This is a genomic window from Rickettsia sp. Oklahoma-10 (assembly GCF_039954865.1).
GTDB lineage: Bacteria > Pseudomonadota > Alphaproteobacteria > Rickettsiales > Rickettsiaceae > Rickettsia > Rickettsia oklahomensis.
Window position 1 is genome coordinate 945669 of the sequence record NZ_CP157197.1, and the last position, 20871, is coordinate 966539.

Consider the following 20871-nt stretch of genomic DNA (forward strand, 5'->3'; position numbering starts at 1 on the left):
TGACATTAATAAGAACGATCCAAAATAAATCTAATAATCGAAAATAAATAATCTTTATAAATATTCCGAACCGGAATTTTATTTAACAACTTATTTGTTTCACTTTCTAAATTACTCAAATAATTAACTGTGTCATTATAAATTTCATGCTTAATCATCACATTACGTACTTTAATAAACTCTTCATTAGTACGCTTATCACATTTAATTACATTTTTAAGCCAAAGCTGCTTATCTTGTTCTAACTTATTATATAAAAAGATCAACGGTAACGTAACTTTTCCTTCTAAGAAATCATCACCGATATTTTTACCTACATGTTTATCATCACCCAAATAATCAAGTAAATCATCTATAATCTGAAATATCGTTCCGAGTAATTGGCCAAAATCCTGCATATCTTTAGCAACATGGTCCACCTGCTCTGCTATAATTGCCCCGACTGCACAAGAAGCTCCAAATAGTTCAGCAGTTTTAGATTTAACTATTTGCTGATATTCGTCTATAGTTATAATACGTCGCTCATTTAACTTAACTAGTTGTACTACCTCTCCTTCGGAAATAATTGCCGCAGCTTTAGCTAAAATATTCATAGCTTTAATAGAGCCGGAAGCTACCATCAACTTGAAAGACTGACTAAATAGGAAATCACCAACTAAAATACTTGTCTTACTTCCCCAAATAATGTTAGCTGTAGGTTTGAATCGTCTTAAAGTACTGTCGTCTACTACATCATCATGAAGCAATGTAGCAGTATGAATGAATTCAACTGCACTTGCAAGCTTTATATGATTATCACCTTTATAATCAAACATTTTAGCGGTTATTATAGTTAAAAGCGGACGGATTCTTTTACCTCCTGCTTCCAGTAAATATTTACCAACTATTTCTATTAATTCTGCATCACTTTTTAAACAGCTAATAATCAGATTATTTAACTTAGTTACTTCATCTTTTAAATCTTGCTGTATTTTTACTATAATATTCATGGTATCTTCTAATTGCTATTGTCATCCCGTAACGTGATCAAGCCACGGTAGGATACCGAAAACCGAAAAATTATTTTTAAATTTCATCAAGTATACATTGTTCTAACATTTTATGATTAGCATTAGGAATTAATTCCATAATTTTTTCTTTTATGTTTTCTCCCGGTTTCACTTTTTTTGCTGCCACTTGATATAAAGACAAATAATACAAAGGTATAAGTTTATTTATATCATCTATAGTACCTATTTTAGTTTTGTTTAAGTTCGAAAAATCAAATATATACTCAATACTAGCGTCAATTAAATTAGATGAATTCGGGTGATCGGAAATAGTTTTTAAAAATGACTTTAAAGTATCTCTATATACTTCCTTGCTCTCTTCCGAAAAGTTTTTAAAATCCCCTACCCCATATATATATGGGCTTACAACATCTATTATTTTAGAGTAGTTATTAATTATTACTACACCTTTACTATAAGAATCTTTAAGAGCATTTACTATAGTTTCATTTGTTATATTAAACCCTGATGCATTTGAATATAAACTTAAATTATTTATCTGTGTTCTAGTCAATTTATTGAATTCAGTAACTAAATTAATATTTAAATTAAAATTATATTGTCTCTCTTCAAAAATACTAAAATTATATTGTTTATTATTATTCAAAATATAGTTTAGTTCATTACTAAAATCTTTATATATCTTATTATCGGAAAGTTTAAATAAATAGTCCCGCTTATCATAATATTTCTTTATAACCTCTAATAAGCCAATTATAAAACCATGTTTTAGCTTAAATTGTGAATCTACTAAAAGATCAACACTATTATTGCCGGAATCGTTTAACTTACCTTTATATAATAAATTAATATTGTTTTCAAAAACATTACTATTTATTTTTGCATTAGTCACTTCAATTGTTAAATCTTTAGCAATATCTTTAAAATGCAAACTACTAGTACTAATTAAAAAATTACCAGAAAATTTGAAATTATTATTCCAGGCAAGCCTATATAATAACAATCCAGCAGGTATTATTCTATCTTCAAGGTTGCTTTGTATTATTTCGGTTTCATAGTAAATTTCTAATTTTTGCGGTATGTTATCAAGGAAATCCTGTTTATTTGTATAATATTTACTCTTGTTAAATAACATAGTAAATATAGTGTGATCTTCTTCATATAATTTTTGATTATTGACTAAGTCAAAAATTTCTGTTTTACCGGAATTAAATTTGATATCTTCAATAAAATTTATGATTTCAAATAAATCTTTTTTTGACCACAATATTTCAAATAACTTAAAATTTAACGGCATTTTTGCTGATAATATGCAATTATCATTATAAAATCTTACTCCAAATCCTCTTTGAACTGGCTTAAATCGTCCAAATGCTTCTCCAGAAAATTTTATAAATAAATTCTGCTTAAGTAAATCATAACCGATATTTATCGGGGAGGTAAATTCAATTGCTCTATTAATACTCTCCTCTTGCCAATTAATTACTGCAATACCCCATTTAAAAGGAAAACCATAGGGTTGAACTTTGGAAAATTTAATAAGATATTGCTGATTAGAATTATTATCAGCCTCTTCTATATTAATGTCGGTACCGGCATATTTTTGGTTTATAGAGTGTGATAAAGAAAGCATAATAGTAAACCACAATCCACTATATGCAAGTATAATAAAGATAGTTATAAATAATATTATTATAAGAGTTTTTTTCATTTTAAAATCAACATTGTTGCAAGCAACTAAAAGGAGTGTGACAATCCAGCAAAACAAATGCTAAAGATTAGCATTTTTTACTAGATTGCTTCATCAATTACTCAAGTAATTTCATTGCAATGATACAATTCTATATACTCCTTATTCAATTTTATAACATTCCAAATCCATAAACTCATCATAACTATAAAAATTACTAATAAATATATTGTAATAGAATCAAAGGTAGCAGTCGGAATAATAATAAATATAAAAGACTGGATAAATGCTCCAAGCGATTTACCGAATTTAGTACCTATTACCTCTACTGCAACTTTGCCCTTAGTTCTAAGCTCTAAAGATAAAGGAATATAAGCTATTTCTTTTGTTGAATCGAATAATGAATATTTTGATGACTTACTAAGTATATTCTGAATCGATCCAGCGATAATCGCTGCATATAGAATATTAAAATCACTGAAATATGATCCTATTTCTTTAATAAAAATTATAAAGATAAAAAATATTAAGCTGGTAATAGACAACATAATAGGAGTTAATAATGCAGAAATAAGCCAACCGAGTCTTCTAAGAATGTTGCTGCCTATTACCATGAAAGTAACACATGATATTCCCATCCAAATATTAAACCTGCCCATAAAATTAACATAGTCTACAGTATTTGGGTATAACGCTTTTATTTTTGCTTTCCACGGTCCTTCGACTATATTTATTAATAATCCATAACAAATTATTAATAAAGCAATACGACCTATATATTTTGAGTGAATTACTAATTTGATACTTTCAATTACTGAAAGTTTTGTTTTTGTTTTAGCCATAACTTTTTTTGCATCTAAAACATTTATGGAACCTGTTAAAATAAATCTATTTATTATCCTAAAGAGAAGCATAGCAATTATTCCTGCAGTAACAATAATTGACATGATCGGCTGAAGCATTATTGTAGTTTGATAAGATGAATTAAAAGAATCCGATAGTAATTCGGGATCAATGATGCCCTGCCCCTGCCCGCTTGAGAAAAAGACAAGTATACTACCTGCTATTATAAGACCGATATTGCCAACCATACCAAGAACAGGATAGAACCTTTTAGCTTTAGACGTATCAAAAATATGATTGGCAAATTGCCAAAACATTAAGTTTATAACTACTGCACTCCATAATTCTGAGAAAATATACATCAGTGCATAACTCCATTTACTACCTATCTTAATGAACCACTGAAAATTAGGGTATGAAGCAATTAAATTATTTATCATTTCATCATTAGGATGATAAATACCTTGATTTGGATAAATAATATAGGCAAATAATAAGAAAAATAGTAAAAAACTGCCGACTATAATGTAGAAAATATATTCAAAATTTAATTTATTACTAAGCTTAACATAAAGTATGGTAAAAATTACGCACGAGGGTAACACTAACCATAATTTTAAGAAGCTAATAATTTCAGCACCCATAGAGGGTACTACCAAACTATCTTTGATAGATCTTAAAGCCCCAAAATTAAAAAGAATACATAACATCATTAAAGCCATAGGTATAAATAGCTTTAATTCTTTCCTTTCTATAGGCCAAATTACCTCTTTAACTTTTTCAAAAAAGATTTTAGGCGGCAACATTTTTATTGTAACCTTAACATAAAAATTAAATTAGATTTTTAAATCGCTTAAGTACTAAAGTCAATTAAAATAATTATTTTATACTGCTCCAAGGCGTTATTTCTCTATATCGCCAGTAATATTTTGTGATGTTTATCTAACTTGTCCTGTTTTGTCTCCCATAATTCCTGCTTATCGGTAGTACATGGCTTAAGGTCCTGCATAATCTAAAATGAAATAAGAAAAATAAGGGCTTTGGTCCTCAAAATACGTCAAAAAGTTCCATCTCATGGATAAAGGATGTATATAGTTATGAAAAGCAACATTCAATAAATCTTGATCAATAAAAAGAAATTTACATTCTGAATTTTTCATAGCTTCTAATATATTCACTTTTTGTTATATTTTTTAACATAAAAAATATAACACCACTCTTTTTATAAGAACTAATCAGATTCCTATTACATTCATTTATTACTTTATTACTACAATATGTAACACCTATATTCATACTACCAGCAGCAATATAATAACTCATATCTATTTTTTAAAGAGAATTCAAATCACGTAGCACTAAAATATCTGCATCAAGTATATTAATATAAATCTAGATGAGGAAAGATTTGATTAAAATATAACCTATACATTACGAAACTAGGCCAATTATCCGAAAATCGCATTTTTTTATTTCTAATATTTCTTTTACTTGCCCTTCATGACCTAAAATAATGAGTTTAACTAAATTAACTGCAGTTTTTTTAGTATATAAAGTATCTAAACCGTAACTACCGTTTTTAATTGCTTTATATTGCTGAATTAAAGTAGCATTTTTTCGGCATAAAGATGTAGTAAGCAATCATAACCCTTTGCTACCTCTAAACGTACCATTCCATATTCTACTTGAAAAGAACAAAATTTTTCTAACCTTGCTTTATCTTTATGGGTTTAAAAAAGTAGCAATAACTAATTATCATTAGAAAAATAAAAAAGGATAGTATTAAATTTGTACGAGACATTTACATTTACAAAAAACTAATATTATGTGTTTTTAAAAATTAATAAATAATTATATTAGATTATTTATTTATCTTCAGTTATTATAACCTTTATGTTAAATAATTCTCATTTGTGTATTATTTGGTTGTTTGGACTTATTAGCGGTTTTAATCTAATGATTACCGGTAATACTTTAAATTATTGGCTTGCTAAAGAAAATATAGCCCTGCAAACAATTGGTATATTATCGTTTATAACGCTTCCCTACTCTATTAATTTCTTATTAGCACCGGTTTTTGATGCTCTACAAATTAAATATTTGAATAAACGATTCGGTCATAGATTATCTTGGATTTGCGTAACTAGTAGTGCATTAGTGCTTCTTGTGTATATTTTTAGCTTTTTAGATCCTAGTACTAATCTATTAGTATTTGCTTTCACGGCTTTAATTATCTCATTTTTTAGCGCCATACAAGATACTATATTAAGTGCTTTAAGAACGGAAATAGTACCTAAAGAATCGCTTGTGTTTACTTCAGGAATATATATATGCGGTTATCGGGTTGGTATGCTTCTTGCAGGTTCCGGAGCTATTTATTTATCTATTTACTTAACATTTAGTGCAATATATAAAATCTTTGCTGGTTTAATATTTATTTATTTAATTTTATTGATTATAGGAATTAAGTTAAATAATACTATACATATACAGATAATTAAAAATGATATAAAAAATAATCAAAATAAAAAAAATATCACAAATGTTATACTTAATGTGTTAAAACCTATAGGTTCTGTTTATTTCATTATTCTTATATTAATTTTCCTAGTATTATATAGATTACCGGATAACTTAATTAATGTTATGATTAATCCGTTTTTGCTTCATCTTGGATATGATACTTTTGAAATAGCAAGCGTTGGAAAGTTTTGGGGTGTTGTAGGAGCTATAATCGGCGGATTAGTCGGCGGTATTATTATGAAACATAAAAATATATTAAATAGTATGTTTTTATTTGGTATAATTCACGCCTTAGGACATATTTCATTTATTTTTCTTGAAATCAACGGTAAAAGTTCTTTATTATTATTTATTACGATAGGAATAGAAAGTATTACCGGCGGTATGACGATGACTACTTATATTGCTTTTATTTCCTCACTTTGCCAAGGTAAGTTTCGAGCTACCCAATATTCTTTCCTTTCATCAATGATGGGGATTTCGCGCTCAGTTTTTCCCGTAATTTCAGGCTATATGGTAGTCAATTTCGGCTGGCAAAATTTCTTTTTATTTACTATAATTATTACTATCCCCTCTTTGCTCATATTATTAAAAATAAAAACTAAATTACAATGCAATGCATGATGTATTAAACTACTTTTTATAATAATCATTTTTCTATATTTATTAATATATTCATAGGTATATGCTTTTATCATTGGCAATAAGTTATAATATTAGAAAATTGAATAAAAATATAATATTAAAAAATAATTAATAAAATAGGAGCCATGATAATTTGGGATATAATGAATAACGATATATTAAGTGCTTTTTTACATGGCGTCGTTTTAGCTCTTGTTTTAATAGCGCCCCTCGGAGTACAAAATATTTTTATATTTAATCAAGGAGCAAAACAGCCAAAGTTTAGCAAGGCTTTACCTAGCATAATTGTGGCCTCACTATGTGATACTATTCTTATATGTACGGCAGTTCTTGGGATATCCTTGTTAATTCTTGAAATGTCTTGGTTAAAATTATCTATATTTATTGTTGGATTTATTTTTTTAATTTATATAGGATATAGTACTTGGAATCAACCGCCTATTGATCTTACAACGAATTCTCAAGCTTTTTCAGCTAAAAAACAAATTTTATTTGCTATATCGGTGTCAATATTAAATCCGCATGCAATTATGGATACAATTGTCGTAATAGGTACTAGTGCTTTAAAGTATAACGGTAGTGCAAAAATTATATTTACCTTAACTTGCATACTTATATCTTGGATATGGTTTTTTTCTTTAGCAATTGCAGGTTATAATATTAGAAAATTAAATAAAAGTAGTACAATTTTAACTATTATTAATAAAATAGCCGCTGTTATTATTTGGGTAGTTGCTTTTTACATAGGAGTGCAGTTATTGTATGAAATCGGTTTTATTAACTAGAAGTCTAGAAGAAAATAGAAAAATTATTAAAGAAATGAGTAAATATAATTTAGATTTAAATTATATTCATTGTACTTTAATTAAATATAAAATATTAGATTTTAATATTAATATTTTAGATAATTACTCAAATATAATAATCACTAGTAAATATGCTGCTATAATTATTACAAAATATTGCATCAATCAAAATATTTGGGTAGTAGGCAACACATCAAAAAAATTGCTGGAAAATAAAGGTTTAAAAGTAGCTTATACTGCTAAAAACGTAGAAGATTTGATTAAACATTTTCCACCTAATTTATATGAGCAGACTATATATTTATCTTCAAATGAAATTACTAAAGATTTACCTAATAAAATAGCTAGACATATCATTTATAATGTAGAATATTTAAATGAGCTGCCCATATCTATTATAAAAGAATTTGAAAAAAATATTGATTTCATATTATTTTATTCTCAGAATAGTGCTAAAACTTTAGTAAAATTATTACTTCAGAATAATTTACTCCAATATTTACAAGATAGTTTAGTTGTAGCTATAAGTTTGAAAGTTGCAAATATAGTTAGACCTTTTATAAAAAATGTGGTTTATTGTGATGATCAGAACCCTAACTATATAATCAAATTATTATCTGAAAATGCAAAAATTTGATAGTTTATTTAAAAGTAAAAATATCTTTTTTATAGCAATAGTAATATTTGTCTTATCTTCTTTTACTCTTTATCATAATAGAGCCGATATTTTAAAATTGTTTAAAAGTGATACAAAAGATTTAAACCAAACATTTAATACGTTAGAAGAAAATAAACCAAATATTATTGAAGACAAAAATGAAACGCTACTATTATCTACTAAATCACTTTTAAATTATGTAAGTTCTTTAAAACTCCCTGAAACACCGCATGAACAGAAACTAGACACTATAGTTAATTCAGACTCATTCAGATACAAGGAACAAGGAGAAAAACCTATAACTAATAAAGTGATGAATGACACAGTAGGTAAGTTCAAATCAATTGACTATACAATAAATCCTCCAAAAATCTCTACTCTAGATTATATTCATTACTTATTAAGCGTAAATTTATTAGTATATAATTTCATGCAAGATAAGAATTATAGTAAAGAACTAAGAATAGTAAAATCCCGCCTACTACCTCAAGATATAAGGAATATTCTAAATAACTTAGAAGCATATAATAATAATTATCTTTTTTCTAAACCAAATAGTACGGAAGTAATTTTCCCTACAAATCATAAATGGCTGGAAAAATTTATCAAAATTGAGAAAAAACCTTCTGTTATGATAATAAAAGAACAAGATAAAAAGCTCATTTTAGAGAAATTAAACTATCTCATCGATTTTCTTTATTCAGAAAAATTTATGCAGGAGTTTGTAAATAAAGATGTTTAGGTTATTATTAATATGTACTACTTTTTTACTATTGTATTTTGGGTTTACTTTAATAGAGAGTTTTAATTCAAAAGTGTTTATTAGTTTGTACAATTATAATATTGAAACTACTTTGTTCTTTAATCTTATTTTAGGGGTTTTATTACTAATTTTTTGTTTTATTGTCATTAGATGTCTAATATTAATTATCGATTTACCATCTAAAATACATAACATTCTTTATAAACGAAAAATTAATCATGATAAATATACTTTAATTTTAGCCTTTTCAGAATATATTATGAGTAATAAAGCTAAAGCCGCTTCTATTGCCCGCAAAAATTTATCTTCTAAAGATCTAAAAGACACACAAGAATTCCATAATTTAATCTTAGCCATAACCGAAGAGGATATAGATACAAAAATTGCTTATTTTCAAAAACTTATTAAATCTAAAGAATTTGCTTTTTACGGTAGCAAAAACCTAGCAAAACTTTATTATGATAAATCTTTGTATGAGAAAGCAGAAAATTATGCAATAAAGGCTTATAATTTAAATGAACTTGATAGTGAAAATTTAATTACTTTAATGCGTTGTTACGGCAAGTTTTCTCTATGGACACAATTCACTTTTATAACGAATAAACTAATAAAGTTTCATAAACATGACTCTATAAACCACATGCAGGAAATTGCGGAGTATTACTTACTTGCAGCGAAACAAGAAGTAGAAAGTAGTAACACAACTCATGCTATAGATTATTTGGAAACAGCTATAGATCTAAATTTTTATAGTGGCAAATTGTTAGAATTTTACTTTACTTTAAATGATAAGCTTAATATTAATAAAAAGACCAAAATATTAAAAGATGCTTTTCGTATTGCCCCCTCTTTACAGTTAGTACAGCTATTTAAAAAATTTACATCTTTATCAGATAGACAAATTTACGAAGAATTAACTCAAGAGTTAGAGGCTCAAAAAGATGAAATATTCATTTTTGCAATAGAAGCTTATTTAAAATTGTAGGCGTTGTTGTATCATGTCATTCCCGCAAAATCGGCAATCAAGTAAGATATATAAAACAAGTTTTTTATATGTTTATGTTATCAAATATGTAATTTGACCTATATTAAGGTTATTTTTTTCGATTACTACGACAGCCCTTTTCCAAATTATGCAACAAAAACTAATATAAAAATAGTTTTTTTTGACTCTTACTAATTGCTTCATTCAAATTATTATTATGATAATTAGATTGGATTGTTATTAAATAATCATTTATTGCTTTAGAAAATTCTTCAGTTTTATAACGAAAGAAATGGTCAGCACCAGTGATAATTTTATAATCAACTTTAATGTGTGATTGTTGCTTGGATAATCTATTTGCTAAATTTTTTACATCATCTGCCGATACTATACTATCATTATCTCCCTGTAATATAAACCCTGGGATAGGACAAGGTGAAAGGAATGAAAAGTCATATTTATGAATTGTATTAACCGGTGGTGAAATAGCAATAAAGTGATTTATTTCAGGACGTCGCATTACAAGCTGCATAGCTATCCATGCTCCAAACGAAAATCCTAATATTAGATTAGACTGAGAACTTGGGTTATTCTGCTGTAACCAATCGAGAGCAGCCCCAGCATCAACAACTTCACCAACTCCATTATCAAATTTACCTTGTGATCCTCCTACTCCTCTAAAATTAATACGTAAGACGGTATAACCGTTATCTGCTAAAATTTTATAGGCATTATAAACTACTTTATTATGCATATTACCCTCATATAAAGGATGAGGATGAAGCACTAATGCAATAGGGGCATTAGGCGAGATAGCTTTTGCATATCTTCCTTCAATTCGTCCTTCCGGACCATTAAAATAAATTTGCGGCATAATTATTCATAATATTTAATTTATACGATATGATATTTTACCACTTTTTCTTATTAGTGCAACTATTCTTATATTTTAAGCCACTATAATTAAAATATGATTTGAGGTACGCCGCTATATATACAAAATAGTGGACATAGCTAAATAGAGCTATATTATGAATACGTATAGGTATTAGATTATGTGTTTCGTAAGAATAAAGTTAGAAGCAGAAACAATATTTAAATAAATTGGTATTACTATGTTGGAAACTAAGATACAAATCAGCAAAGTGGCTTAGCCATCTCAAATAATACAGAAGAAATATTTGATAAGTTAGATATCTAAAGCGGTGATATATACAAATTCTTTTAAGGAAGATATAAAAATCGTAATTGAAAAGATTAAAGATTTAAGAAAGCTAAAAAAGCTTATCGAATTATTATTTATCTACCAAAAGCCCTTTATCTGTAATATAGAGATCATAACTTAATTGGCAAATTTTATTGGTAAAAGTGCATGCCATATAGAACCTGATTCGCTCTTAATTTATAAAATTGATGAAGATTTAATTATTTTTGAGCATACCGGAACTTAATTTAGTGATACTGAATTAATTTATGTATAATTAAATTAAGCAAGTCAACAATAAGATGGCGGATAGGGTGGGATTCGAACCCACGGTACAGTCACCTGTACGCCAGTTTTCAAGACTAGTGCCTTAAACCACTCGGCCACCTACCCAAGAAGATTCATAGCAAATAATCTTGTATATTTCAAGGAAAATCTTAAAAGATATAATTAGAAAATGAAACATTTAAATTATAAAACCAAATTGTTCTTTCAATTCATTTACCGTTTCAGAGGCTCTAATTCTTGCCTTTTCTGCTCCCTTGTGAAGTATTTTTAATAAATACTCTTGGTTATTTATTAATTCTAAATATTTATCACGTATCGGTTGTAGATTTGTAATAATAATTTCTGCTAAATCTTTTTTAAATTTTGCAAATCCTTGATCTTGATAATGATCGATTATTTTTTCCAAACTTTCTTCAGATAAACTTCTATAAATATCTAATAAATTACTAATTTCAGGTCTTGTCTCTTTATCATAGCTAACAAAGCTTAAATGATCGGTTTTGGCTTTTTTTATTTTTTGATGAATAAGATCATTATCATCTGTCAAATTTATACGAGAAAAATCTGAAACATCAGATTTACTCATTTTCTTTAACCCGTTCTGCAAACTCATAATCCTTGTGCCTGAGCAGTTAATTAGCGGTTCAGGTACTTTTAGCACTTCTTTTTTAAATTTTCTATTTATCACACCTGCAATATCTCTTGTTATCTCTAGATGCTGTTTTTGATCTTCACCGACAGGCACTATATCGGCTTTATATATTAAAATATCCGCTGCCATAAGTACCGGATAGGAAAATAATCCAAGGTAAGCTTTTTCTTGCTCGCTACTTGCTTTATCTTTAAATTGCGTCATTCGCTTTAACCAACCAAGTGGTGTAACGCAGTTTAGTAGCCAAGCAAGCTCGCTATGCTCTTTTACCATACTTTGTACAAAAATTGTTACTTTGTCAGACTCTAACCCTGCTGCTATATAGATTGCAAGAACTTCCATAATTGAATTATTAAGTTCTGACGGTTTAATATCAACCGTGATAGCATGCAAATCTGCTAAGAAGAAAAAACAATTATATTCTTCCTGCATTTTAACCCAGTTTCTAATTGACCCTAAGTAGTTACCAAGATGTAAAGAACCAGTGGTTTGCATACCAGAAAGAACAGTTTTTTTCATTTAATACCTTTTTATTTTACTCATTGTAAAATTATGTTATAAATACCATTTTAATTAATATAATTTATATTAATAATTATGCTTTGGCGTTTAAGAATTTTATCATTTTACGGGTTATTATCGTTATTTACATTTATTTTCTTTCTTATGTGTTACATACCAGTAACATTTTGCAATGTCAACTATCAAATAAGATATAAGATTGCCCTTATCTTCTCTTATGCTTTCGTATGGTTTGCAAAAATTTGTTGCGGTCTTAAATATGAAGTAGAGGGACTTGAGAAATTACCAAAAACAATCTCAATAGTTGTGTCTAATCACCAATCATTTTGGGATCAAATGTTTATGCAGTTGATTATTCCTAAACATTCTTGGGTATTAAAGCGTGAATTATTTAATATACCCTTACTTGGTTGGGGACTTCGTATGGTTAAACCAATTGCAGTAGATCGAGGTACTAATAGCTCAGTTGCTCAGATTTTAAGAGAAGGTCAGGAAAAAATAAAAGAAGGATTATGGTTAATAATATTTCCAGAATCCACCAAAGTCCCACCTGATAGAACAGTAAAATTTAAACCAAGCGCTGTAAAGCTTGCTTCAATTACTAAAGTTCCAATCGTGATGATAGCACATAATGCCGGTTTATTTTGGCCTAGAGGTTTTTGGTTTAAGCAACCTGGAACCATAAAGATAAAAATTATTGGAGTAATAGAAAAAGAAGAGGTAGAGCAAACAGATGTACGTATACTTAATGATAAGGTTGAACAAATAATTAATAGTGAAAAACAAAAATTATTAGGTTTTAAAAATAACTAGTATTATAATAAAATTACTAACTTAATTTTTATTGAGATATGGGTAAATACAGCACCGTATAGTAAGCAAATGATGCTTTACGATGCTCACGGAGTTAAAGAGAAAAACGACAAAGCTTTTACCAACATAAATCTACACCAGGATCATTTTAGAAAAAATAGCAGGGAATGATCAAAATAAATATAAAGAATGGATTATTGTAGCAGAACCGTCAAATACTTAGTTCTTGAGAATATGGAGATAACATGTTATTTTCATAAATTAATGGCTTATTACGTTGTTTTAATTAATTATACATTTGGATTTTAGATTGACAGTTTATTATGTTTATAATAATTTTACAGTATTACCTATTTTAAATTAATCTAAGAGGTTATGTTATGAGTAAAATTTTAAATAACAATAGACTTTATTTATCATTAACTTTCGTATTATTTGTATTAACATTATTACTTAACTTTTACAGCAAGATATCGTACTGTTCTTTAATATTTACTTTTTTAGCGTTTACTGTAAACAGTATATCAGAATTACAAGGTTATAAAAAAGCAATCAAAAGCGTAATAATATGTACTATTGCCAGCTTTGCTATACTATTCAACATGAAATACTACATTTACGGTGAGCCATTAAAGGGCTTAATATTAGCGTCTCTATTATCAGTATTGATATCTTCATGTATTAGCTTAATTTTTTTTCTAAAGCACAAATCACAACATAGTTTCTTAACAAGGAATTTCAAAAGCTTGGTATCACATGCTTTTATTGATGGTTTAGTAATGTCAATATTTTTCACAAGTAAGTTTCCTATGCATAGAGTACTTGCTATTTTTTATAAAGAAACAGCGTATAAATTGGTTTATTCATTCTTATTGCATATGTTTATACTCACAACATTTTACTTACTCAAGCAAGTTAAAGTGTCTAAGAATATCTTAGGGGTAAAATACAATCATTTATAAGTGCAAGCTTTGCACTTATATTCATAATTTCTGATAATTCTCAAAATGGCACTTAATGCTTTGATATAGAAAGTTAACTTAGAAAACATGAAGTTACAGTGTCATCTTGATCACTTGATCAGGTGAATTTTTCGAGACAAGCCTGTGCTCACGTGCTTCTGTACGTTGTGCACCTTGCCATTTAATTCATCTTGTCTGACACGACCGAGATTTAGCAGTAGGCCTATCTTAAGATAAGAGCTAACGACTCAAAATTAAGAGTTTAGCAAAAGCAATAATAACAAACATTCCTATCTAACTAGAGTACTTGGAAGCTGTGAAGTAGTATTAGCAATATTTCTATTAGTATTATCTATTTTTTTTAGAATTGCATAGTTTGGATCACCGTCAGGTGCTACTACTTCTTTTGAGTTAGTAGTTTTTTGACAAGTACAGCTAATTAAAGTTATAGAAGCAAATAAAACTATTAAATATCTTATCATAAAATACCCTATTTTAATTTTATACTTAAGATAGTTGTCTATTAGTATAATGTCAAGTGAGAGAAAATTTTTATTATCCTATAACCTCTAAGTAATAATCTAAAGACTCTTTATCCAAATTCAATGCAGCATAATTTAAAGATCTTTTTTCTAAAATATCTTCTTTATTAAAAATGTATAATACCATGTTTTGTTCCAATTCTCTATAGTACTGATAATATTTAGACCATAACTTATTTACTCTTTAAATAAATTTAAAGGCATTCAGTAATAAACCGTATTATAGAATTTTTCCCTTTTAGGGAATTTGCGTTTGCGTATGGAGAAATTACCAAAATTTCTGATTTCGATACGTTTTTGATCTTTAAGAGATTCACTTAAATAATTTAAAATTGAATCCACCGAATCTTGAACATCTTCTTTGGAAAGATAATGCAGTTTATCATGTACTTTATCGATTAAATAACTTTTTGTGACCATTATTGAAAAATTGGTTTGATTAAGTTAAATAGTGTTAAATTTTCCTGTAGCCACGTTAAGTTTTAACGTTTTTTTACTGCTTCTATAGGAAGGTTACATCTTTCTGAAACAAGTGCAAGGAAAAAATCATATATATCTTCAATATTGTCTATAATAGCTATTTGTACTGCTTCCGTCAGATACCGTCGCTTGTTGCCATTATCCCATAACTATATTACTACCAGTTTTGTCAAATATTTTACACAGAATATTATAAATTTGTTCAAAGCCTACTACTGTTGTCCCACACCAGGAGAATGTATGTTAACTATTAACGCTTTAATATAAGAATTATCTTATTTGTTGAGTTTTTAGTTATTTTTTCACTTCTAAGCAGTAAGGATACAATAGCAATAAAATAATAGAAATTAACTTCCAAATATTAAATAATCAGAATAACTAAAAATACTAATAATTTTAGTATTTTTATTGGATCATGTGATCAAATTGCGGGAATGATGGTCAGGAAACTGATCCACGCAAGTATTAATTGATTATAAACCATTTTTAGGACGTTCAGGGCTCTTCATCATCTCAAAAAACTCACCATTAGTTTTAGTATTTTCAAGTTTTTTGAGTAAAAATTCTATTGCTTCACTGCTACTCATTGGATCGATAATACGACGCAAAACCCACATTTTATTTAATATTATTTTATCTACTAGTAAATCTTCTTTTCTAGTGCCTGATCTAGTTATATCAATTGCCGGATAAATACGCTTGTCGGCAATCTTACGATCTAGAACTATCTCAGAATTCCCTGTACCTTTAAACTCTTCAAAAATTACCTCATCCATACGAGAACCAGTTTCAATTAGAGCTGTGCCGATTATAGTAAGCGAGCCGCCGTTTTCAATATTTCTTGCTGCTCCGAAAAATCTTTTCGGTCTTTGTAGTGCATTAGCATCAACGCCACCTGTTAATACTTTGCCGGACGATGGCACTACGGTATTATAAGCACGAGCAAGACGTGTTATTGCATCTACTAAAATTACCACGTCTTTTTTATGTTCTACTAAACGTTTAGCTTTTTCAATAACCATTTCAGCAAGTTGTACATGCCTACTTGCTGGTTCATCAAAAGTAGAGCTAACAACCTCACCGCGTACTGAACGCTGCATATCTGTTACTTCTTCAGGTCTTTCATCTATTAGCAGCACTATTAAAAATACTTCCGGATTATTAGTAGTAATAGCGTGTGCGATATTCTGTAATAATACAGTTTTACCTGTACGAGGAGGTGCTACTATTAGTGCACGCTGCCCTTTACCCATAGGTGCAACGAGTTCAATAACCCTTGTACTAAAATCCTTACCCTCTTTACTATTATTTTCAAGTTCTAATCCTAATTTTTTATCAGGATATAAGGGAGTTAAATTATCAAAATGAACACGATGATATGCTTTAGCAGGGTCTTCAAAATTTACTCTATTGACTTTTAGTAAAGCAAAATAACGCTCTCCAGATTTCGGGGCTCTGATCTGACCTTCTACCGTATCACCGGTACGTAGACCAAAACGACGAATCTGACTAGGAGAAATATAAATATCGTCAGGACCTGCTAGATAGTTTACTTCCGGCGAACGTAAAAAACCAAATCCGTCAGGTAATACCTCAAGTACCCCTTCTCCAACTATCAAACCACCCTGCTCTACAGATTTTTTTAAAATTGCAAAAACTAATTCTTGTTTAAGTAATGAATTAATATTTTCAATTTTCAACTCCTCTGCTTGAGTTTGTAGTTCCTCTGGTAATTTACGTTTTAATTGCTTTAAATTAATAATATTACTGTTTTCTGCAAAATGACTCCAATTGTTATTGGATTCAGAATTATTAAGTTCTTCTGTGGATTTTTTGTTAGTTGTGTTCATTATTTTATTATTAATAGATTATAATTGAAAGAGCTGAGTTAGCAAAACTTTAATTACCTTAAGTTTAAAGTAATATACTTATTTAAATTAGGAATCAAATTAGATTTTTAGAAAATTTTATTTATTCTTGCGGTTTGAAGAATTATTTATTCTGTTAGTTTTAAAAGTCTGGGTTTTGTAAAAATTGCTATTTGATTTGCTATTTTTAAAATTAAACCTTTTAGGAAAATTTACAGACCCTATAAGGGCATGAAAAGCATATTAACAATGTAATAGCCCTTTGTCAAGCTATTTGAACATAATAGTTTGTTTCTGTATGCTAGGAAACTTATGTTAGTAAAGCAATATAGTTCAGAAATACCGATTAAATCTTAGTATAATAAAGTTTACACATCCTTTGATTTTAATAATAACACATTTGTATTAAGTAATGGAGTGAATACGTTTTTAACTTCGCTTAATAATACTTCATTGCTGATTGTTTGATTTAATTCATTGCGTACTGCATCAAATATTTCTCTTAAACTTTTCCCTTCTGCTATATATTTGAAAATATATTTAGTACTGCTAAATATCGACATTGAGATATTAATATTATTTAACACTCCGCTATTAATAGTAAAATTAATAGCACCGTTTACTGTTGAAGGATTTGCTTCTAAATGTTCATAAATTTGTTTAGCAAAATTAGCGATATTGTGAAAATAAGGTATATTATCAAGATCATCAAGCGAGGCTATACTATCTTTTTGGTTTGATACATAAAATGAATGTTTAATAATATTACCGGTAAGTATTTCAGAAATTGCTTCCCTAGTTACTTTATCCATCTTTTTAACTTTTTGTAGAAGTGAAAAATCTTTTATGTAATTTTCCGGTCTTAATAAAATTTTTTCTAAAGGATCAAAATAATCAACAAAATTTAAGTCTGCTTTTTTTACGAATTCATATAACTCAGGAACGGAATATGCCCTATCCTGTTTGTGCAGGAACATATCATAAACTCCAACATCACCGAAATTTTGGTAATCAGAAAATAACTCGCAACCTCTTTTATACCAGTTAGTAGCAGGCAGGTTATCTAGTATTAATTTTCCATTCATTACTTCTTCGACACGGCTTTTAGTATCTTTATTTATCATTTTCATTAAATCCTGAATTTGATAAATACCAGTACGTCCGTATTTAGCATATACCATTAAACCCATACCACCACCAGCTGGTTTCAAAGAGTCTTTTAGATTTTTTAAACCTTTATCAGGATTTGCTAAATGATGCAGTACACCGGTACAATTTATATAATCAAATTTTCCAAGTTTTAGATTAGGTATATTTAATATAGAATCATTAATCCATTTAATATTTTTAAGACCTCGTATTTCTGCACGTTTTTGTGCTACTTCCATACTAGGTTTACTAAAATCTAGATATATTATTTCAGCATTCTTATCTTTTAACTGCTCAGCAAGGTAAATAGTTGAATCACCTGTGCCACCACCGGCTATTAAGCATCTAAAATTATTATTAAAATTTTCTTTTCCTTTATATAAAAAATGATTTAATTCTCCTAGAAATTCACCGCAAGTAGCAAGTAAACGTTCTTTTTCGTGATTAGGATCCCTAAACGGATATGGATAATCTTGATAATGTTCTTGTACTTCTGTTAAATCTTTAGAAATTGTGGTATTTTTTGTTTTCTTTGAATTGTTCATAAATTTTTTAAGTTGTTATTATATCTTTTATAATTAATTGAATAGTATAATTATTTTGCCAGTTATTTGTTCTTAACGTTCCTATTGCAGCAATATTTTTTGCTTTAGGACTTAATAATACTTCTTCAAACGAAGTTCCTACCGAATTAAACGCGATAGCAGATAAAGCTTTAATACCAGAACCTTGTTTATTTTGAGCAAGCAAGGCTTTAATATGTTTACTTCCGACGATATCTGCTTTTAATATAAATAAATTATCAAATTTAAATATAGGCTCATGGTTACCTTGTCCAAAAGGTTCTAGACTACTTAATTCTTCCATTAAAGGTAAATTAATACTATTGAGGCTCAAGTCAAGATCATATTCTACTTGCTTATAATTTTTTAGCTTATTTATACTAATTCTAAAGGAATTACTAAAAAATTCCTGTAATTCTTGTAATTTTTCAGCAATTACAGTAAAACCTGCTGCCATAGCATGCCCACCTCCTGCTATTAGTAAACCACGGGTTTTAGCGTTGATAATTTCAACTCCAAAATCAATACCTATAATAGAACGGCATGAAGCTTTGCCAATCCCATCATTTAAAGCCACAACTGCTACCGGCTTATCAAATTTCTCTTTGAGTCTACCGGCAACTATTCCTATAACACCTGGATGCCACCCTTCTTTTACAATAAATAATAAACTACTATCTTGTTGTGTCAAAGCAATTTCCATCGCTTCTTCTATCATTAATAACTCAATTACTTTACGCTCATTATTATGTTTTTCAAGTTCTTCAGCTAATTTGCTTGCTTCATTAGAACAGCTAGTAGATAAGAGATTAGCACCTAAACTTGACTTCCCTACTCTGCCGCCTGCATTAATACGCGGACCTAAAATAAAACCTAAATGATAACATTTCGGTATTTCATTAAGTCCTAACATATCATATAATGTTTTAATCCCTATGTTTTGCTTTTGTTGCATTACTTTCAATCCGCTTGCTACAAAAGCACGATTTATCCCTGTTAGTTTTACCATATCACAAACAGTACCAAGAGCTACTAAATCTAAATAGTTTATTAAGTTAGGTTGAGGAGTTTTTGTAAAATAATTCTGCTTTTTTAAGTTCGATAATATGGCAGTCGCAAATAAGAAAGCAACTCCTACTGCTGCCAAATGTTTATATTCGCTTTTTTCATCAATACGATTTGGATTTACTATAGCTACTGCATCTGGTAATATTTCCGTAGCTATATGATGATCGATTACTATAACATCAAGGCTAATGCCTTTTGCATATTTTAGGGCTTCATGTGCCATAGCACCGCAATCAACCGTAATTAATAATTCAGTGCTGTTATCTTTAATTTTTTGCATAGCAAAAGGAGTTGGGCCGTATCCTTCAGCTATACGATCGGGAACATAAATATCACATAGTATATTTAAATCTCTAAAGATATTTTTAAGTAAAGCAGCTGAAGTAGCACCGTCCACATCATAATCAGCAAAGATACATATTTTTTGGCTATTTAAAATCGCTTTAACAGTTCTATCTACTGCTTTAGTCATATCAAGTAGATGAAAAGGATCAGGTAGTAAATTTTTGATTTTCGGTATCAAAAAATTTTCTACTTCTTCTAGATTATTTACTCTTAATGATAATATTCTAGCAAGTACATCACTAATTTTAAAACTCCGACATAATTCCATGACTATATCTTCGTTAATCAGTTTTTGCTGCCAGATTTTACCGTTTATAGATGCTTGTGTTTTCATGTTACATTGTTATACCGTGGCTTAACCATGGTACCCATCTTTTGATAATAAAAAATATCTCGGTGTCATCTAGTTTGCGTGACCACAGGGTTCAGAAATATAACTTATAATTAATATTTGTCTGTTTTTTCTGGATACCGCGGTCAAACTCAAGCTGT

At 28.6% G+C, this 20871-nt stretch carries 19 protein-coding genes, 1 tRNA gene and 1 pseudogene; 7 read left to right on the forward strand and 14 right to left on the reverse strand.

Annotation, left to right across the window (positions count from 1 at the left end; translation table 11 throughout):
• Positions 1 to 5 precede the first annotated feature (5 nt).
• From AAGW17_RS04250 to AAGW17_RS04270, 5 genes are all read right to left on the reverse strand, one after another.
• Positions 6 to 989 carry a polyprenyl synthetase family protein gene (locus AAGW17_RS04250; protein WP_347938777.1) on the reverse strand — a complete coding sequence of 328 codons (984 nt, stop codon included), beginning with the start codon at positions 987 to 989 and terminating at the stop codon, positions 6 to 8.
• 76 nt (positions 990 to 1065) lie between these two features.
• Entirely contained in the window at positions 1066 to 2721 is a 1656-nt protein-coding gene (locus AAGW17_RS04255; RefSeq protein ID WP_347938779.1) for a hypothetical protein, read from the reverse strand.
• 101 nt (positions 2722 to 2822) lie between these two features.
• Complete coding sequence (gene tlc3, locus AAGW17_RS04260) at positions 2823 to 4349, reverse strand: nucleotide exchange transporter Tlc3 (RefSeq protein WP_347938780.1); 1527 nt, start codon at positions 4347 to 4349, stop codon at positions 2823 to 2825.
• Positions 4350 to 4683: 334 nt separating this feature from the next.
• Positions 4684 to 4866, reverse strand: a complete 183-nt coding sequence (locus AAGW17_RS04265) for a hypothetical protein (protein WP_347938781.1) — start codon at positions 4864 to 4866, stop codon at positions 4684 to 4686.
• Positions 4867 to 4974: 108 nt separating this feature from the next.
• Positions 4975 to 5184 carry a hypothetical protein gene (locus AAGW17_RS04270; protein ID WP_347938782.1) on the reverse strand — a complete coding sequence of 70 codons (210 nt, stop codon included), beginning with the start codon at positions 5182 to 5184 and terminating at the stop codon, positions 4975 to 4977.
• 252 nt (positions 5185 to 5436) lie between these two features.
• Between AAGW17_RS04270 and AAGW17_RS04275 the strand changes: the two genes are divergently transcribed.
• From AAGW17_RS04275 to AAGW17_RS04295, 5 genes are all read left to right on the forward strand, one after another.
• Entirely contained in the window at positions 5437 to 6690 is a 1254-nt protein-coding gene (locus tag AAGW17_RS04275) for an AmpG family muropeptide MFS transporter (protein ID WP_347938783.1), read from the forward strand.
• A 164-nt stretch (positions 6691 to 6854) separates the two neighbouring features.
• The gene (locus AAGW17_RS04280) at positions 6855 to 7496 is read left to right on the forward strand and encodes a LysE/ArgO family amino acid transporter (protein WP_347939417.1); all 642 of its coding nucleotides are present in this window, start codon (positions 6855 to 6857) and stop codon (positions 7494 to 7496) included.
• Positions 7474 to 8154: a uroporphyrinogen-III synthase gene (locus AAGW17_RS04285; RefSeq protein ID WP_347938784.1), complete on the forward strand. Its 681-nt coding sequence runs from the start codon at positions 7474 to 7476 to the stop codon at positions 8152 to 8154. Before AAGW17_RS04280 ends, AAGW17_RS04285 begins: the two co-directional genes overlap by 23 nt.
• On the forward strand, positions 8141 to 8917 hold the full coding sequence (locus AAGW17_RS04290) for a palindromic element RPE2 domain-containing protein (RefSeq protein WP_347938785.1): 777 nt from the start codon (positions 8141 to 8143) through the stop codon (positions 8915 to 8917). Before AAGW17_RS04285 ends, AAGW17_RS04290 begins: the two co-directional genes overlap by 14 nt.
• Positions 8910 to 9923 carry a tetratricopeptide repeat protein gene (locus AAGW17_RS04295; protein ID WP_347938786.1) on the forward strand — a complete coding sequence of 338 codons (1014 nt, stop codon included), beginning with the start codon at positions 8910 to 8912 and terminating at the stop codon, positions 9921 to 9923. The genes AAGW17_RS04290 and AAGW17_RS04295 overlap by 8 nt, the downstream gene beginning before the upstream one ends.
• A gap of 160 nt (positions 9924 to 10083) precedes the next feature.
• Here the strand turns inward: AAGW17_RS04295 and AAGW17_RS04300 are convergent, their stop codons facing one another.
• Positions 10084 to 10797 (reverse strand): alpha/beta hydrolase, encoded by a 714-nt coding sequence (locus AAGW17_RS04300; RefSeq protein WP_347938787.1) that lies wholly within the window; start codon positions 10795 to 10797, stop codon positions 10084 to 10086.
• A 472-nt stretch (positions 10798 to 11269) separates the two neighbouring features.
• On the opposite strand from AAGW17_RS04300, the gene AAGW17_RS04305 reads away from it, so the two are divergent.
• On the forward strand, positions 11270 to 11374 hold the full coding sequence (locus tag AAGW17_RS04305) for a type II toxin-antitoxin system YafQ family toxin (RefSeq protein ID WP_347938788.1): 105 nt from the start codon (positions 11270 to 11272) through the stop codon (positions 11372 to 11374).
• A gap of 56 nt (positions 11375 to 11430) precedes the next feature.
• On the opposite strand, the gene AAGW17_RS04310 is transcribed toward AAGW17_RS04305, so the two are convergent.
• A tRNA-Ser gene (locus AAGW17_RS04310) sits at positions 11431 to 11520 on the reverse strand.
• A gap of 73 nt (positions 11521 to 11593) precedes the next feature.
• Positions 11594 to 12586 carry a tryptophan--tRNA ligase gene (gene trpS, locus AAGW17_RS04315; protein ID WP_347938789.1) on the reverse strand — a complete coding sequence of 331 codons (993 nt, stop codon included), beginning with the start codon at positions 12584 to 12586 and terminating at the stop codon, positions 11594 to 11596.
• Between the two features lie 78 nt (positions 12587 to 12664).
• Here trpS and AAGW17_RS04320 point away from each other — a divergent pair, with 78 nt between their 5' ends.
• Positions 12665 to 13402 carry a lysophospholipid acyltransferase family protein gene (locus AAGW17_RS04320; RefSeq protein ID WP_347938790.1) on the forward strand — a complete coding sequence of 246 codons (738 nt, stop codon included), beginning with the start codon at positions 12665 to 12667 and terminating at the stop codon, positions 13400 to 13402.
• Positions 13403 to 14654: 1252 nt separating this feature from the next.
• Here the strand turns inward: AAGW17_RS04320 and AAGW17_RS04325 are convergent.
• The 6 genes and pseudogenes from AAGW17_RS04325 to recJ form a co-directional block, all read right to left on the reverse strand.
• Positions 14655 to 14846 carry a hypothetical protein gene (locus AAGW17_RS04325; protein ID WP_347938791.1) on the reverse strand — a complete coding sequence of 64 codons (192 nt, stop codon included), beginning with the start codon at positions 14844 to 14846 and terminating at the stop codon, positions 14655 to 14657.
• 264 nt (positions 14847 to 15110) lie between these two features.
• Complete coding sequence (locus AAGW17_RS04330) at positions 15111 to 15326, reverse strand: HU family DNA-binding protein (protein WP_347938792.1); 216 nt, start codon at positions 15324 to 15326, stop codon at positions 15111 to 15113.
• A 68-nt stretch (positions 15327 to 15394) separates the two neighbouring features.
• Positions 15395 to 15661: pseudogene (locus tag AAGW17_RS04335) on the reverse strand (signal peptide peptidase SppA); the annotation flags it as partial.
• A gap of 198 nt (positions 15662 to 15859) precedes the next feature.
• On the reverse strand, positions 15860 to 17236 hold the full coding sequence (gene rho / locus AAGW17_RS04340; RefSeq protein WP_347938793.1) for a transcription termination factor Rho: 1377 nt from the start codon (positions 17234 to 17236) through the stop codon (positions 15860 to 15862).
• A gap of 386 nt (positions 17237 to 17622) precedes the next feature.
• Positions 17623 to 18948 carry a class I SAM-dependent methyltransferase gene (locus tag AAGW17_RS04345; protein WP_347938794.1) on the reverse strand — a complete coding sequence of 442 codons (1326 nt, stop codon included), beginning with the start codon at positions 18946 to 18948 and terminating at the stop codon, positions 17623 to 17625.
• A gap of 7 nt (positions 18949 to 18955) precedes the next feature.
• On the reverse strand, positions 18956 to 20713 hold the full coding sequence (recJ, locus tag AAGW17_RS04350) for a single-stranded-DNA-specific exonuclease RecJ (protein WP_347938795.1): 1758 nt from the start codon (positions 20711 to 20713) through the stop codon (positions 18956 to 18958).
• Positions 20714 to 20871 lie beyond the last annotated feature (158 nt).